Genomic DNA, 16,009 nt, shown 5'->3' on the forward strand with positions numbered 1-16,009 from the left:
CACCCCCGGGATGACGGTCGGCCTCGGCGTCGGCGCCGGAATGATCGGCCTGGTGCTCGTGCTGGTGGCCGTCATCGCCACCCGGGCCGTGGTCACGATGACCTCCGCGACCGTGGCCCTGGACGACGCGGACGCGGCCCCGTCCACCTCCGGCGAGGCGTCCACCCCGGCCCGGTCCTTCTCCGCCGCCACCCCCGAGCCGTCCCCGTCGGACACCCCGACGCCGTCGGACGAGCCCTCGGTGGACACCTTCCACCCCTCCGACCTCGACTCCCAGAGCACCGACCCGACCCCGATCACCCCCTCGGCGCTGCTTCCCGCGTTCTTCGTCTCGAAGAAGGGCGTGCGCTACAACCTGAAGGCGAGCGGCGTCAGCGGTTGCCCCGACTCCTACCACAAGAGCAGCGTCCGCACCGCGCTGCGCAAGGCGAGCTGCACCAAGATGGTCAAGGGCGCCTACGTCAACCCGAACGCGCCCTCCAACAGGCGGATCATGGTGTCGGTGTGGGTCGTCCCGCTGAAGAGCGCCGGCCGGGCCGGCACCTTCTACTCGCGGGTCAAGGACGGCTTCGCGGAGGACTGGGGCATCGTGTGCCCCAGGAAGGGCTCGGGGTCCGGCCTGTGCCAGTCGGGGAGCTGGGGCTACGCCCGGTCGTACGGGTGGACGGGCGCCACCCACCGCTACGCGATCCACACCATGGCCCTCTACACCAACCGCAGCAACTCCCCCAGCACGAAGCCGTGGCTCACGGACGCCGCCAAGGCGGCCTGGCAGGCGTCCGGGCCGGTGGTCTACCACGGCGAGGACTGACTACCGCGCGCCGTGCCACGAGCGCCACAACTCCGCGTACGCCCCGCCGGCCGCGGCCAGTTCCTCGTGCGTGCCCAGCTCCGTCACCCGCCCGTCGCGCATCACCGCCACCCGGTCGGCGTCGTGGGCCGTCTGGAGCCGGTGCGCGATGGCGATGACCGTGCGGCCTTCGAGCACGGCGGCCAGGGCGCGCTCGGTGTGGCGGGCGGTGCGGGGGTCCAGCAGGGCGGTGGCCTCGTCCAGGATGAGCGTGTGCGGGTCGGCCAGCACGACGCGGGCCAGCGCCAGTTGCTGGGAGCGCGCGCCGTCGGGGCGGTGGGCCCCGTGGCCGAGGTCGGTGTCCAGGCCGTCGGGGAGGTCGTCGATCCAGTCGGCGCCCACCGTGGTCAGGGCCGCGCGCAGGTCGGCGTCGGTGGCGGCGGGGGCGGCGATCCGCAGGTTGTCGCGGACGGTGCCGAGGAACACGTGGTGCTCCTGGGTGACGAGGACGACCCGCTCGCGCAGCCGCGCCGGGTCGAGGCCGGCCACGGGGACGCCGCCCACGGTGACGGAGCCCGTCCTCGGGGCGTCCACGCCCGCCAGGAGCCTGCCCAGCGTGGTCTTGCCCGCGCCGGAGGGGCCGACGATCGCCAGGCGCTCGCCGGGGTGGATGCGCAGGTCCACCCCGTGCAGCACGTCGGGGCCGCCGTCGTAGGCGTAGCGCGCGCCGCGGACCTCGATGCGGTCGTCGGCGGGGGCGCCCTGCGGCGCCGGCGTGCCCGGCGGCACGGCCGGGCCCTCCACCCGGGCGAAGGAGGCCGTGCTGCTCTGCAGGTATTCGAGCTGCTGCAGGATGGTGTCGAGCGGGCCGGTGAGCTGGCGCAGGTAGAGGGCCGCGGTCACCACCGTGCCCAGCGTCACCGCGCCCGGCTCCCCCGTCATCAGCGCGCCGCCGAGCAGCAGGACGGCGGCGACCGGCAGCACGTACGAGACGTCCACCACGGGGAAGAGCACGCTGCGCAGGGCCAGGGTCCCGAGCCGGGTGCGGCGGCACTCCTCGATCGCCCGCCGGCAGGACTCGATGCGCCGCCGTTCGAGCCGGAGCGCCGCCACCGTGCGGGCGCCGCCGGTGGTGGCGGCCAGTTCCTCGGCCAGCGCCGAGTTGGCGGCGCCCTCGTCCAGGTACGCCGTGACGGCCCGGCGCAGGTACCACCGGGAGGCGAACCAGATGCCCACCAGCCCGGTCAGCCCGCACGCGCCGAGCAGCGGATCCAGCACGAAGACGGCGGCCAGGCCGAGCAGCACCCGGACGGCCGCGATGGCCACGTCCGGCCCGGCGTCGCGCAGCGTCGCGCCGATGGCGGCGACGTCCGTGGTGCCCCGGGTGATCAGGTCGCCCGTGCCGGCCCGCTCGACCACCGAGGACGGCAGCGCCAGCGCCCGTTCGGCGAACCGCTCCCTGACGCGGGCCAGCGCGCGCTCGCCGAAGCGGTGGCCGACGAGGCCCGCGTATCTGGACAGCAGGAGCTGGGCCAGCGCGCAGACGAGGATGGCCAGGGCCAGCCGGTCCACGGCGCTCGCGCCCGCGCCGGCCTTGACCTCGTCGATGATGCGGCCCAGCAGCCACGGGGCGGCCAGGCCGGCGCCCGCGGCCAGGGCGTTGAGCGCGAGCAGGCCGGCGAAGGCGCGGCGGTCGGCCAGGATCAGCCGCCAGGCGGCACGCCGGGTCTGGGCGGGCGTCGCGACCGGCAGGGACCCGCCGGGTGGCTGGGCCGGCGACGGGGTGGCGGCGCTCATGCGACGACCGAGCCGTCGTCCGCGCCGCGCGAGACGAGCCGGCGGTAGCCGGGGTGCTCGCGCAGCAGGTCGTGGTGCCCGCCGGAGGCCGCCACCACGCCGTCCACCAGGTAGTGCACGGTGTCCGCGCGGTCCAGGACGAGCGGCGAGGTGCTGGCGACGGCCGTGGTTCGCCCGGCCCGCGCGGCCCGCAGCCGGTCGGCGACGGTGGCCTCCGTGAGGGCATCGAGGGCCGAGGTGGGCTCGGTGGCCAGGAGGATCTCGGGGTCGGCCAGCAGCGCGCGGGCCAGCCGCACCCGCTGGCGCTGCCCGCCCGACAGGTTGCGCCCCTGGGCGGCGACGTCCGAGTCGAGCCCGCGCGGGAGCGCCTGGACGATGTCACCGGCCATGGACGCGTGCACCGCCCGGTCGAGTTCGGCCCCGGACGGTTCCGCGCGGCCCGCGACGACCTCCCGTAACGGGCCGGCGAACAGGTCCGCCTCGTTGTCGGCCAGCAGGATCCGCGCCCGCAGCCGGGCGGGGTCGAGGTCGCGCAGCCGCAGGCCGCCCCAGGTGGCGTCCGAGGCGGTGAACCCGCCCAGGCGGTCGAGCACCGCCGCCGCGTCCCCCGGGCGGGCGCTGACCAGCGCGGTCAGCCGGCCGGGCGCGATCTCGACGCCGGAGTCCGGGTCGCGCAGCGGGGCGGGGCCGGCCGGCGGGTGGAGGTCGCCGCCGGTCGCCGCGGGTTCGAGGTTCAGGAAGCGCACGACCCGGCGGGCGGCGACGAGGCCGCGGCTGATGTCGTAGCCGCCCTCGACGAAGAAGGAGACCGGCACCACCAGCACGGCGGCGTACCCGTAGACGGCGACCAGTTCGCCGATCGTGATGTCCCCTTGGGCGGCCATCCGGGCGGCCAGCCAGGTCACCGCGCCCAGGAACAGCGTGGGCAGCCCCACGCCCAGGGCCCGGATCCAGCTCGTCACCGCCCCGACCCGGTAGCCCTGCTCGCGCAGGTCCTGGGAGGCGTGCCGGTAGCGGGCGGCGTAGACGTCCTTGCCGCCGAGGCCGTTCAGCACCCGCAGCCCTCCGGCGATGTCGGCGAAGCGGGCGGCGAGCGCGCCCTGGCGGGCGCGGTAGGCCGTCTCCGCGCCGTCCAGGCGGCGCAGCAGCGGGCCGAGCAGCACGGCGAGCAGCGGCACCCCGAGCAGCACCACGACGGCCAGCAGCGGCGAGACGGCCAGCAGCAGCCCGGCCACGACGACGTAGGCGAGCACCGCGCCGACGCCGGGGCCGGTGACGGTGAGCGTGTTGCTGAGGATGGCGGCGTCGCCGAAGCCGATCGTGACGACCTCCCCGGCGCTCACCCTGCCCGTCAGCGCCGCGCCGAGCCGGGTCGCGTGCCGGGCCACCACCTGGACGGTGCGGAACGCGGCGTCCAGGCGCACCCTGGTCATGGTCCGGTGGCGCATGATGGCCAGCCAGGCGTTCAGCACTCCCGCGCCGAGCAGGGCGGCGACCCAGCCGGCCAGCGTGTTCCAGCGTCCCGTGGCCAGCCCGTCGTCGATGGCCCGCGACAGCAGGTACGGCGGCAGCGTCAGGCCCACCATCCACGAGGAGCCGAGGGTCGCGCCCGCCATGACCCGGCCGCGTTGCCGGGTGACGAGCCACCACAGGTAGCGTCCCGGGCCGCGGCGGTCGGGCTCGCCGGGGTCGCTCGCCGGGGTCGTCATCCGCTCCGCCATGTACCGCACCCTAGTGAGCGGGCCGGACGCGCTCTCGGCCGGGGACACCCGGCGCGCGTCAGGCGCGCAGCTTGACCACGTAGCGGTAGCGGTCGCCGCGGGCCGCCGAGCGGGTGTACTCGACCGGCCGGCCCGCCCGGTCGTACGTCCAGCGCCTGATGACGATGACCGGGCTGCCGGGTGTGACGCCGAGCACGCCCGCCTCCCGCTCGTCGGCGGCCTCGGCGTGGATGCTCTCGGTGGCCTCGGCGACGCGGGTGTCGAGGTCCTCGGCGAGCGAGGCGTACAGGGACTGGCGGCGGGACAGCGCCGCGGGGTCGATGCGGGAGCCGATCCGGTCGGGCAGCCAGGAGTCGAGCAGCGCGAAGGGGGAGCCGGAGCCGGTCCTGACCCGGCGGACCAGCCACACGGCCTCGGAGGGCAGGAAGCCGAGGATCTCCAGCGGGGGGCTCGGGTCGCGGCGGATCTCGACGCCGGTGATGCCCGGTTCGAGCCCGAGGTCGCGCAGCAGCGTGGTGAAGCTGCGCAGGTTGCCGAGCGAGTGGCTGATGCCGATCTCCACGTTGACGTAGCTGCCCGAGCCGCGCCGCCGGGTGATGAGGTTGGCGGTGGCCAGGCGGTCGAGGGCGACCCGCACGGTGTTCCTGCTGACGCCGTACTCCTCGGTCAGCGCCTCCTCGGACGGCAGCCGTTCTCCCGGTTTGTAGCGGCCCTCCAGGATCTGCGTGCGCAACGAGTCGGCGACGATCTCATGCGCATGGCGCTTGGTCATGCGGGCATCTCCCCTCACTCACGAAGCAGGCGCAGACCGAAGTATCAGTTCCAGACGACCAGCACAACATATACCAACAGCATCCGGATTTGTACCTACAACTATTGACACTGATGGGTACTGATTCCTAGCCTGTGCGACACAGGCGGCACGGGGCGCGCCTTTCTGACCTGTCAGTCGTCTCGTGAGGATGCGATATGCGAAACATCAGAGCCGGAATCGTGGCAACCCTGACGGCGGTCGTGCTGACGGCCTGCTCGACGGTGGGCGGCGCGGCCGGCCCGAGCACCGCGCCGGACGGCGGCGCGGGCAGCGGCGACGGGGGCGGCGGCCAGAAGGTGGCCTTCGTCTCCCAGGTGGAGGGGGTCCCGTACTTCTCCGCCTTCAAGCAGGGCGCGCAGGAGACCGCCCGCTCGCTGGGCATGTCCTACACCCAGGCGGGCCCGGCCACCGCCGACGCGACCGAGCAGGTCCGCATCTTCAACAGCCTCGTCCAGCAGGGCTACGCCGCGATCGCGGTCTCCCCGCTCGACCCCCGCTCCATGAACCCCGCCATCGCGGCGGCGCGGCAGAAGGGCATCGTCGTGATCACCTCCGACGCCGACGCGCCCGGCAGCGAGCGTCAGCTCTTCACGCAGCAGGCCACCGACGCCGCGCTCGGCGCGACCGTCATGGACGAGATCGCCGGGCAGATGGGCGGCAAGGGCGAGTACGGCATCGTCTCGGGCGCGGCGGACACCCAGACGTTCAACAACTGGGTGGCCGAGGCGCGCAAGCGGCAGGAGTCCGCCTACCCGCAGATGCGGCTCGTCGGCGGGGTGCGCTACACCGCCGACACCGCGCAGGCGCTGAAGGAGGCGCAGGACCTGATGACCGCGAACCCCGGCCTCAAGGGCCTCATCGCGGTGCCCTCGACGGCCGTGCCCGGAGTGGCGCAGGCCGTCCAGAACGCCGGCAAGGCCGGGCAGGTCGCCGTCTCCGGCTTCGGCTCGCCCAAGACGGCCCGGACGTTCGTCGATTCCGGCGCGATGACCTCCACCGTCCTGTGGGACGTGCCCCAGCTCGGCATCCTGACCGTCTGGGCGATGAAGCAGCTCCTCGACGGCAAGGAGATCGCCGCCGAGTCCACCGTGCCGGGGCTCGACGAGCCGGTGAAGTACGACGCCACCGGCAAGACGCTGGTGCTCGGCCCGCCGATGGTCTTCACCAAGGCCAACATCGGGCAGTTCGACTACTAGGAGCGACGTGCGCACCATCCTCTCGGTGACCGGGCTGTCCAAGAGCTTCGGAGCCACCGCCGCGCTCACCGACGTCGGCTTCACGCTGGCGGCCGGCGAGCGGCTGGCGCTGCTCGGCGAGAACGGCGCCGGCAAGTCCACCCTGATCAAGCTCATCGCCGGCGTGCACCGTCCGGACGCCGGCGAGATGACGCTCGACGGCGCGCCGCACCGGCCGTCCTCCCCGGGGGACGCGCTGGCCGGGGGCGTCAGCGTCGTCTACCAGGAGCCGTCGTTCTTCCCCCGGATGTCGGTGCTGGAGAACCTCTTCGTCGGCCGGGAGCCGCGCGACCGCCTCGGCCAGGTCGACTGGCGCGGCATGCGCGGGCGCGGCGCGGAGCTGTTCCGGCGGCTCGACGTCCCCGTGGAGCTGCTGAACCGGCGGATGGACGCGCTCAGCCTGGCCGAGCAGCAGCTCGCCCTGATCGCCAGGGCGGTCGACGTGGACGCCAAGGTGCTGATCCTGGACGAGCCCACCTCGATCCTCACCGACGCCGAGGCCCGCCGGCTGTTCCGCGTCGTGCGACGGCTGTCCGACGCCGGCGTGGGCATCCTCTACATCACCCACCGCTTCGAGGAGCTGGAGCACGTCGCCGACCGGTTCATCGTGCTCAAGGACGGGCGACTCGCGGGCGACCTGCCCGCCTCGGCGGCCGACCACGACCGCATCCTGGAGATGATGTCGGGCCGGCCGGTCAACGCCACCATCAGCCGCACGGCCGCCGACCCCGGCCCCGTGGTGCTGGAGGCCGAGGGGATCACGGTGCCCGGGGCGCTGTCCGGCGTCGGCCTGACCGTCCGCGAGGGCGAGGTCGTCGGCCTGTACGGGCTGGTCGGCGCGGGACGTACGGAGCTGGCGCTGACCGTCTTCGGCATGCTGCGCCCCAGCGCGGGCTCGATGCGGGTGCGGGGCGAGCCGTACGCGCCCAAGAGCCCCCGCGACGCCATGGCGCGCGGGATCGCCTACCTGCCCGAGGACCGCAAGACGCAGGGCGTCTTCCCCGGCATGGACACGATGAGCAACCTCACCGCCGTCCGGCTGCCCGCCCTGCTCGGGCGGCTCGGCGTCATCCGGCGGGCACAGGAGCGCGAGCTCGCCGCCACCTGGGTGCGCTCGCTCCGGATCAAGGCCCCGACGCTGGGCTTCCCCGTCACCGGCCTGTCCGGCGGGCACCAGCAGAAGGTGCTCTTCGCCCGCCAGCTCGTCACCGACCCGGCGATCCTCATCCTGGACGAGCCCACCCGGGGCATCGACGTGGCCACCAAGACCGACATCCAGCAGCGGCTGGTGGAGGTGGCCCGCGAGGGCACGGCGGTGCTGGTCATCTCCAGCGACCTGCCGGAGCTGCTGGCCGTCTCCGACCGCGTCTACGTCATGCGGGACGGCCGGATGGCCGCCGAGCTGCACGGCGACGAGCTGACCGAGGACGGCGTGCTGCGCGCCACGATGGGGGTGAGCCGGTGAGCACGACCGCCCTCTCCCCCGCGACCGAGCCCTCGGCCCGCGTGCTGACCCTGCTGCGCGACGCGCTGCTGCCGCTCCTCCTCGTCGCCGAGGTGATCTTCTTCGGCCTGGCCGCCCCCGACTTCCTGTCGGCGTCGAACCTGGCCAACGTCGTGATCAACTCGGCCGACCTGGCCCTGCTCGCCGCCGGGATGACGCTGGTCGTCCTGCTGGCGGGGATCGACGTGTCGGTCGGCCCCATGCTGGGCGTGGTCGCCTGGGTCGGGGCCACGCTGTTCGTCTCCGGCCTGCCGCCGGTGCTCGTGGTGCTGGCCTCGGTGCTGCTCGGCGGGCTGCTCGGCGCGATCAACGCCGGGCTGATCGTCGGCGGGCGGATCTCCCCCATCATCGCCACCCTCGGCACCGCCGCCGTCTTCAAGACCGTGCTGTTCGTCCTGTGGGACAGCACCGACGTCTTCGCCGGCCCGGTCCTGCCGGTGCTCGGGCCCGCCCGCGCGGGCGGCGTCCCGCTGGTCGGCCTGGTCGTCCTGGTGGCGTTCGGGATCTTCGCGTACGTGCTGCGCCGCCGGGTGTTCGGCCGGCGGCTGTTCGCCATCGGCAACGACGCGGAGGGCGCCCGGCTGCTCGGGGTGCCCGTCGGGCGCACCTCGTTCGCGGCGTACGTGCTCGTGGGCGCCCTCGTCGGCCTCGCCGCCCTGATCTACGTGGGACGGGTGGGCGTGGTGCAGGCCACCGCCGGCCAGGAGCTGACCCTGCCCGCCATCGCCGCCGTGGTCGTCGGCGGCACCAGCATCCTGGGCGGCGAGGGCGGCGTGCTGCGCACCCTCGGCGGCCTGGTCTTCATCGCGCTGCTGCAGAACGGGGTCGTCCTGATGGGCGTGCCGCCGCTGTGGAACGGGGTGCTGGTCGGCCTGGCCGTCGCCCTCGCGGTGGCCTTCGACGTCGTGACCCGGCGCACCCTCGACAAGCGGATCGGAGCGCAGAAATGACAACGACAGCCGTGGCCAGGCGGTCGCTCCGCGACCGGGTGAGCGACCGCAGGGTGTTCCTCGCCGTGCTCGTGCTCGCGCTCGGCGCGGTGATGAGCCTGCTGTCGCCGTACTTCCTGCAGGTGGGCAACCTGCTGGCGATGACCCAGTACGGCGCGGTCATCGGCCTGCTGGCCCTCGGCCAGGCCCTCGTCATCCTCGGCGGCAGGGGCGGCATCGACCTGTCGGTGGGCTCGACGCTGAGCCTGTCGGGCATCGTCATGGGCCTGCTCGCGCAGAACCTCGGGCTGGGCCCGTGGCTGGCCGCCCTGCTGGCCGTCGCCTTCGGCGGGCTGCTCGGCTCGGTCAACGGCCTGCTGATCGCCCGGCTCGGCCTGCCCCCGCTCATCGTCACGCTCAGCACGCTCTTCCTGTACGGCGCGCTCGCCCAGGTGCTGACCGGCGGCGGTCAGCTCGGCGGGTTCGACGGCCAGGGTTTCGCGGCGCTCGGGCAGAGCGCGATCCTCGGCGTCCCCACCCAGGTGCTGCTCGTCCTGGCGCCGATGTACGCGCTGGCCATCTGGGCGCAGAACCGCACGTCCTTCGGCCGCCGCCTGCACCAGGCGGGCACCAGCGACCGGGCCGCCGGCCTGGCCGGGATCGACGTGACCCGGCTGCGGCTGCGCCTGTACGTCCTGTCGGGCGCGCTGGCCGCGCTCGGCGCGGTGGTGACCAACGCCTGGCTGCTCACCGCCCGGCCCAGCGCGGGCACCGGCATGGAGCTGCAGGCGATCACCATCGCGGTGCTCGGCGGCATCGACATCTTCGGCGGACGGGGGCATCTCAGCGGGGTGCTGCTGGCGCTGGCCATCGTGGTGGTGCTGTCCTGGGGGCTGCAACTGGCGCAGGTCGGCAACTCCGTGCAGACCGGCATCCTCGGCCTGGTCCTCGTCGGGGCCGCCCTGCTGAACAACCTCATCGGCAGGAGGAGCTCAGCATGACGCCCCCGAGCGGCCGGCCCGTGGACGTGCTGGCGGTGGGTGACGCCAGCGTCGACTACTTCGTCCGGGTGCCGCACATCGCGGTGGCCGACGACAAGGCGATCGGCCGGCTGGCCGGCGTGCACGGCGGCGGCATGAGCGCCAACCTGGCCGCCGCCGCGAGCTTCGCCGGGGCACGCGCCGCGCTGGCCACGGCGGTCGGCTCGGACGAGCCCGGCCGTCAGGCGCTGGACCGGCTCGCCGCGCACGGCGTGGACGTCTCCGCCAGCGTCGCCGTGCCGGGCGGGCACACCTGGTTCTGCGTCATCCAGCTCGACGCCACCGGGGAGAAGTCGCTGGTCGGAGCCGTGACGGAGGTGAAGATCCCCGCCGTCGAGCAGATCTCCGACGACCTGCTCCGCACGGCACGGGTGGTCGCGCCGCTCGCCGACGACCTCGACTGGGCCATCGGCCTGGCCGGGCGGGCGCGGGCGGGCGGCGCGAAGGTGGCCGTCGATCTGGAGCCCGGCGCGGTCACCGGCCGCTGGGACCGGGTGCGGGCGCTGTCGCGGCTCAGCGACCTCGTCTTCTGCAACCAGGGCACGGTGGACGTGCTCGCCGGCGGCGACCCGGCGCGCTGCGCCGCGCTGCTGCTCGCGGCCGGCGCGGGCGCGGTCGTGGTGACCAGGGGACGTGACGGCGCGCTCTGCTTCGGCCCCGGGGAGAGCTGGTCCGCACGCGGGCCGCGGATCGACGTCGTGGACACCACCGGCGCGGGCGACGCGCTGGCCGGGGCGTTCACCGGGTCATGGATCCGCGGGCGGTCCCTGGCCGACAGCCTGCGCGCCGGTGTGGCCGCCGCCTCCCTCTGCGTCAGCCACCTCGGCTCACGTGCCTACCTCGATGCCGGGACCGGCATCGAACCCGTCGCGCGGACCGTCACCCTCGACGCCGCGCCCCGTCTCCAAGGAATCCGATGACCACACTTCTGGACCGCATCCACGGCAGCCTGGCCGCCGCCTGCATCGCCGACGCGCTCGGCGCCCCCACGGAGGAACGCTCCATCCCGGAGATCCGCCGGCTGTTCGGCAGGCGGGTGGAGGACTTCCACGCGCCGCTGCCCGACGCGCCGTACGCGGTCGGGCGCGGCCCGGCCCAGATCACCGACGACTCCAGCCAGATGCTGCTGCTGGCCGAGGCGTTCATCGCCAACGACGGCGAGGTCTCCCCCGAGGTGATGGCCGACCTGCTGATCGGCTGGTCCGGCAACCCCGACTACTTCCCGCACTTCGCCGGCCCCACCACGCGCCGGGCCATCGAGCGGCTCAAGGCCGGCGACGACCCCTGGGAGGTCGGCAAGGCCGGACGCGTGATGAGCGAGGGCGCCAGCAACGGCGGCGCGATGCGGGTCGCCCCCGCCGGCCTGGTGCACCCGGGCGACGTCGAGGGCGCGGTCCGCGCCGCGCACCTGACGTGCGTGCCGAGCCACCACACGAACATCGGCGTCGCCGGGGCCGCCGCGATCGCCGCCGCCACCGCGGCGGCCTGCGTGGACGGCGCCGGCCTGTTCGAGGTCGTGCGGGCGGCCCGGCACGGCGCGGAACTCGGCGAGCGGCTGGGCTCCGAGCAGGGCCGGCACGTTCCGGGGCCGTCGGTCGCGCAGCGGATCGACCTGGCGGTCACGCTGGCCGTCCAGTCCCGCGACCTGGACGACGCCATCGAGCGGATCGCCGCCGTGATCGGCACCGGGCTACCCGCGGCGGAAGCCTGCCCGGCGGCCATCGGGCTGCTGGTGGCGGCCGGCGGCGACCCGTACCGGACGGCGGTCGCGGCGGCCACCGCGGGCGGCGACTCCGACACGATCGGCTGCATGGCGGCGTCCGTCGCCGGGGCGCTGAACGGCGTCGCCGCGCTGCCGGCCGGCGTCGTGGCCCGGGTCGAGCAGGCCAACGGGCTGGACCTGGCCGGCGTGGCGGCCCGGCTGGCCGCGGTAGCCCGCCCGGTGCCGTCGGGGAGCGTCGCGGGCTGAACCCCCGCACCGGGGCCGGCCCGCACCGGCCCCGGCGGCACGCGGATCGGACGCACGACCAGGTACCGGACGACCGGGACGCGGCGATCGCCGCTCTGGCCCGGACACGACGTCAAGCACATTAGTTCCTTTGCCGTAATTGTGTATTGCCAGCGATCCCCGCGATTCTCTAGGTTTCGGTCATGACCTTAATCAGACGCATCATGGCGGGCGGCCTGGCGGCCGTGCTCGGCGTGCTCGTCGGTGCCGCCCCGGCGAGCGCCGCGGCACCACGCGTGGAGGACCTCGGCGTCCCCCTGGAGGACGTGCTGCTCCTGGGCGGCGTGGCCGCCCCCGGCCCCGGCGGGCAGACGGTGTTGTGGGGCGCGTCCTCGGGCGCCCCGGCCCACCTCAACGCCGTGGACCCCGCGACCGGCGCCGAGGTGGCCCGGTACGACCTGCCGGGCGCCGCGGGCGCCTGGGCCGTGGACGCCACCGAGGACGGCAGCGTGTACGCCGGCACCTACGGCGACGGCCACCTCTACCGCTGGACCGGCGAAGGCGGCGTCCAGGACCTCGGCAGGCCGCTGGCCTCGGAGAGCTTCATCTGGTCCGTGGCCAGGGGCGCGGGCTCGACCGTCTACGGGGGCACCTACCCGGGCGGGCGGCTGTTCGCCTACGACCCCGCGACCGGCGTGCGCGACTACGGCCGCCTGTCGCCTACCCACGCCTACGTCCGCAGCCTCTCCTACTCCGGCGGCAAGATCTACGCCGGCACCGAGGACCCCGCGGCCGTCTTCGAGATCGACGCGGCCTCGGGCGCGTCCCGGCAGCTTCCCACGCCCGACGGCCTCGACCCGGCCGGCAAGTGGGCCTACGACGTGGACGCCGCGGGCGGCTACCTCTACGTCCGCTACGGGGGCGCGAGCCCCGGCCCGCTGCACGTCTGGGACATCGCCGCCGGCCGGTGGACCGGCTCCCTCGACGCCGCCCACGGCCTCGACGTCTCTCCCCCCGACGCCGACGGAGCCGTCTACCTGATCAGGAGCGGCGAGCTGGTCCGCTACGACCCCGCGACGGGCACCACCACCGGCACCGGGATGCCCTTCACCGGCCGGGTGGCCAACACGCGCGGCATCGGCTGGGCCGAGCTGGGCCTGCCGGACTACCCCGGCAGGAGCGTCGTCGGCCTGCTCTGGCGGGGGCTGATGTTCCGCTACAACCCGCAGACCGGCGCGAAGTCGTTCGTCCAGACGGGGATCAAGGGCGAGCCGATCGACGTGACCGCGCTCACCGAGGGCCCCGACGGCCGCGTGTACGCCGGCGGCTTCCTCAACGGCGGCTTCGCCGCCCTGGACCCGGAGACCGGCGCGCGGGAGGAGTTCCACACCTTCTCCCAGAGCGAGGACATGGTCGCCCACGACGGCAAGCTCTACATCGGCGCCTACCCCGAGGCCAGGGTCTACTCCTACGACCCCGCGCTGCCGTGGAACAGCACCGAGTACTCCCCCAGCCCCGAGCCCGGCCCCGCGGCGAACCCGGCCCGGCTGTTCGACCTGGCCGCCGACAAGCAGATCAGGCCGCGGGCGCTGGTGTCGGCGGGCAGGTACCTGGCCGCGGGCACCATGCCCGACCTCGGCCACCTGGGCGGCGTGCTGGCCGTGTGGGACCCGCGCAGCGGGACGCTCAAGCACTCCCAGCGCAACGTGGTCCAGGACCAGAGCATCGTCTCCCTCGCCTACCGCGACGGCGTGCTGTACGGCGGCACGTCCATCTACAGCGGCCAGTCGGCCACCCCGCCGACGCAGCCGGAGGCCAAGCTGTTCGCGTGGTCGGTGAAGGAGAACCGGCTGCTGTGGGAGATCGTCCCCGTCCCGGGCAAGCCCGCCGTGCCCGCGCTCGCGTTCGACGACCGCGGGCGGTTGTGGGGCATCGCCGGCGGCGAGGTGTTCGCGGTCAGCACGGCCGCCCGCAAGGTCGTCCAGCGCGTGACGCTGTCGACCAGCGGGAGCTCCACCGGGCAGCTCGCCTTCAACCGCCGCGACCGCACCCTGTACGGCGCGCACGCCGGCCGGGAGCTGTTCTCCCTCGACCCGCGGACCGGGCGGCACACCGTGCTACGCGAAGGACCCGTGAACCACCTCGCGGTCCACGGGTCCGGTGACGTCTACTTCGCCGAGGGGTCGCGCCTGTTCCGGCTGACCCGTTAGCAGATCCGATAGGTGGAGAAGTTCTCGAAGCGCGACAGGTAGAGGTGCCCGTCGGGGCCGAGGGTCAGGTTCGAGATCGGGCGGGCGATGAGCGTGAACGCCATCGTCGCCGGATCGATCCGGTACGCCTTGCCCTGCACCTTGCCCCACAGGAAACCCTTGTGGAAGACGAGGTGGGTGTCCAGCCAGACCTGCGTGGCGGTGGACCACGGATAGGTCTGGTGCTGGACGGTCCTGACGGTCCGCCCCGTGGCCGGGTCCAGCTCGAACAGCGAGTCCGGGGTCAGCCCCCACAGCCGCCCGTCGCCGTCGAAGGCGATCGAGCCGAGCGCCAGGTCGCCGGCGACGGGCGTGCTCTGCCACAGCAGTGAGTCCGTGGCGATGTCGTACGCGAACGCCGCGGCCTCGCCCGCCGGCGTGCTGGTGCCGCCGAAGGCCGACGTGGCCCCGTAGACGACCCCGTCGCGGTAGGCCAGCCCGATGACGCTGTGGCCCGGGATGAGGTCGCGCCTGATGACGGTGCGGCCGGTGGCCGGGTCGAGCAGGCCGAGCGCGCCGCCGTGGGTGCCGGCCTTGGGCACGGTGCCGAACGCCAGCCAGTCGCCCGCCGAGATCATCGCGAAGGGCCGGTCCTGCTCCTGCTCGCCGAGGTTGAGCAGGAGCCTGGGCGCGGACCCGTCCCACTCGTAGATGCGGGCGCCGGGGTAGACGCCGAGGTAGAGCTTGCCCTTGTGGGTGACGATGCCCTCGCTCTGGCCGACGTCGGGCCAGTTCTCGCTCTCGCCGGTGGCCGGGTCGTAGGCGGCCAGGCCGCCGGTGAAGAAGCCGCCCGCGTAGAGACGGCCGTCCGGGCCGGTGCCGAGCGCGCGGACGGAGACGTGCTGGCTGGTCAGCGTGTCGCCGAAGGCCCGGCCCTGCCCGGTCTTGCGGTCGTAGTGCCACATGCGGCCGGTGGAGGTGGTGCCGACGAGCACGTTCCCGAGCCAGCCGAGCGGGCGGACGGCCCCTTCCCCGTACTCGGTGAAGCCGAGCCGGGTGATCCTGCCCGTCTTGAGGTCGTACCTGATCAGTTCGTCGTTCTGGACCAGGTAGAGGTCGTTGCCGCGCCGGCCGCCGGCGACGGTGAGGTTGTCCACGTCGTCCACGACGTCGGTCCACTCGTGCGTGCGCAGGTCGTACACGCCCATGGGGTTGGTGCCCGTGGAGGTGCCGAAGCGGACCAGGAGGTGGTGGCCGGCGACGTCCACGTCGTAGGCGTAGCCGCTGCCCTCGATGGGCGGGTCGATCACCCGCCGGACCGTGCCGGAGGGGGACAGCACGGCGACCTTCATGCTGCTCGCACCGACGCCGGCGTAGACGGTGCCGTCGTCGCCGACGGCCAGGTCCCTGACGTACTGGTCGCCGGGCACCGGGCTGCCCAGGTCGGTGACCGCGCCGGTGGCGGTGTCGTAGCGGAAGAGCTTGCCCGTGGGCGAGGTGCCGCCGTAGACGGCCGAGCCGTCGGGGGAGGCGGCCACGCTCCAGATGAACGTCTCGGTCGCGATGGGGATGCCGAGTTCGCTGACCTGGTCGGTGGACGGGGTGTAGCGGAACAGCCGGCCCATCGCCCCGGCGGTGGCGTTGTAGCCGCCGACGTACACCGAGTGGTCCGGGGCGACGGTGACGGCCCAGGAGCCCAGGGCGAGCGGGAGCGGCCGTTCGCCGATCAGGCTGCCGTCGCGGGCGTCCCTGATGCCGAGCAGCGCCCCGCCCGAGGCGGCGGAGGTGACGGAGTAGACCCGCGGGCCCTGCGGGTGATCCGCGTCCATGGCGGTGCCCGCGGTGGTGGCGCCGGTCAGCGGGAGCGTTCCGAGGTTCTGGAAGCCGCAGCCCGTGGGCGGCGCGGCCGCGGCTTCGGCCCGGACGGGTGGGGCGAGGGATAAGGCGACGAGCAGCGCCGCGGCGATGACACGCATGGATGACCTCCTGTGACAGGCGACGGCCTGGACCGGATGGGGGGGACGGGGAGGTGCGGCAGGACG

12 protein-coding genes are annotated in these 16,009 nt (G+C 74.3%); 8 read left to right on the forward strand and 4 right to left on the reverse strand.

Features of this window, described 5'->3' with window-relative positions; genetic code table 11:
- On the forward strand, positions 1 to 811 hold an 811-nt coding region (locus tag FAF44_RS19415; RefSeq protein ID WP_237104609.1), incomplete at its 5' end, for a hypothetical protein.
- Here the strand turns inward: FAF44_RS19415 and FAF44_RS19420 are convergent.
- From FAF44_RS19420 to FAF44_RS19430, 3 genes are read right to left on the reverse strand one after another with little or no spacing between them, the layout of a single operon-like run.
- The gene (locus FAF44_RS19420) at positions 812 to 2,587 is read right to left on the reverse strand and encodes an ABC transporter ATP-binding protein (RefSeq protein ID WP_237104610.1); all 1,776 of its coding nucleotides are present in this window, start codon (positions 2,585 to 2,587) and stop codon (positions 812 to 814) included.
- Positions 2,584 to 4,308: an ABC transporter ATP-binding protein gene (locus tag FAF44_RS19425; protein WP_237104611.1), complete on the reverse strand. Its 1,725-nt coding sequence runs from the start codon at positions 4,306 to 4,308 to the stop codon at positions 2,584 to 2,586. Before FAF44_RS19425 ends, FAF44_RS19420 begins: the two co-directional genes overlap by 4 nt.
- 58 nt (positions 4,309 to 4,366) lie before the next feature.
- Positions 4,367 to 5,080 carry a GntR family transcriptional regulator gene (locus tag FAF44_RS19430; RefSeq protein ID WP_237104612.1) on the reverse strand — a complete coding sequence of 238 codons (714 nt, stop codon included), beginning with the start codon at positions 5,078 to 5,080 and terminating at the stop codon, positions 4,367 to 4,369.
- A gap of 197 nt (positions 5,081 to 5,277) precedes the next feature.
- Between FAF44_RS19430 and FAF44_RS19435 the strand changes: the two genes are divergently transcribed.
- The 7 genes from FAF44_RS19435 to FAF44_RS19465 all read left to right on the forward strand — a co-directional run bounded on the left by FAF44_RS19435 (position 5,278) and on the right by FAF44_RS19465 (position 13,988).
- The gene (locus tag FAF44_RS19435; RefSeq protein ID WP_237104613.1) at positions 5,278 to 6,318 is read left to right on the forward strand and encodes an autoinducer 2 ABC transporter substrate-binding protein; all 1,041 of its coding nucleotides are present in this window, start codon (positions 5,278 to 5,280) and stop codon (positions 6,316 to 6,318) included.
- A gap of 7 nt (positions 6,319 to 6,325) precedes the next feature.
- Positions 6,326 to 7,822, forward strand: a complete 1,497-nt coding sequence (locus tag FAF44_RS19440; RefSeq protein WP_237104614.1) for a sugar ABC transporter ATP-binding protein — start codon at positions 6,326 to 6,328, stop codon at positions 7,820 to 7,822.
- Entirely contained in the window at positions 7,819 to 8,811 is a 993-nt protein-coding gene (locus FAF44_RS19445; protein ID WP_237104615.1) for an ABC transporter permease, read from the forward strand. Before FAF44_RS19440 ends, FAF44_RS19445 begins: the two co-directional genes overlap by 4 nt.
- A complete protein-coding gene (locus tag FAF44_RS19450) occupies positions 8,808 to 9,791 on the forward strand; it encodes an ABC transporter permease (RefSeq protein WP_237104616.1) in 984 nt (327 codons plus the stop codon). The genes FAF44_RS19445 and FAF44_RS19450 overlap by 4 nt, the downstream gene beginning before the upstream one ends.
- Positions 9,788 to 10,750, forward strand: a complete 963-nt coding sequence (locus FAF44_RS19455; RefSeq protein ID WP_237104617.1) for a carbohydrate kinase family protein — start codon at positions 9,788 to 9,790, stop codon at positions 10,748 to 10,750. The genes FAF44_RS19450 and FAF44_RS19455 overlap by 4 nt, the downstream gene beginning before the upstream one ends.
- Positions 10,747 to 11,799, forward strand: coding sequence for an ADP-ribosylglycohydrolase family protein (locus FAF44_RS19460; protein ID WP_237104618.1), 1,053 nt, complete (start codon positions 10,747 to 10,749; stop codon positions 11,797 to 11,799). The genes FAF44_RS19455 and FAF44_RS19460 overlap by 4 nt, the downstream gene beginning before the upstream one ends.
- A 182-nt stretch (positions 11,800 to 11,981) precedes the next feature.
- Positions 11,982 to 13,988, forward strand: coding sequence for a PQQ-binding-like beta-propeller repeat protein (locus FAF44_RS19465; RefSeq protein WP_237104619.1), 2,007 nt, complete (start codon positions 11,982 to 11,984; stop codon positions 13,986 to 13,988).
- On the opposite strand, the gene FAF44_RS19470 is transcribed toward FAF44_RS19465, so the two are convergent.
- Positions 13,985 to 15,943, reverse strand: coding sequence for a hypothetical protein (locus FAF44_RS19470; protein WP_237104620.1), 1,959 nt, complete (start codon positions 15,941 to 15,943; stop codon positions 13,985 to 13,987). The two genes, FAF44_RS19465 and FAF44_RS19470, sit on opposite strands and share 4 nt — an antisense overlap.
- Between the last annotated feature and the right edge of the window lie 66 nt (positions 15,944 to 16,009).

Origin of the sequence: Nonomuraea sp. MG754425 (assembly GCF_021699195.1) — a bacterium.
Lineage (GTDB): Bacteria > Actinomycetota > Actinomycetes > Streptosporangiales > Streptosporangiaceae > Nonomuraea.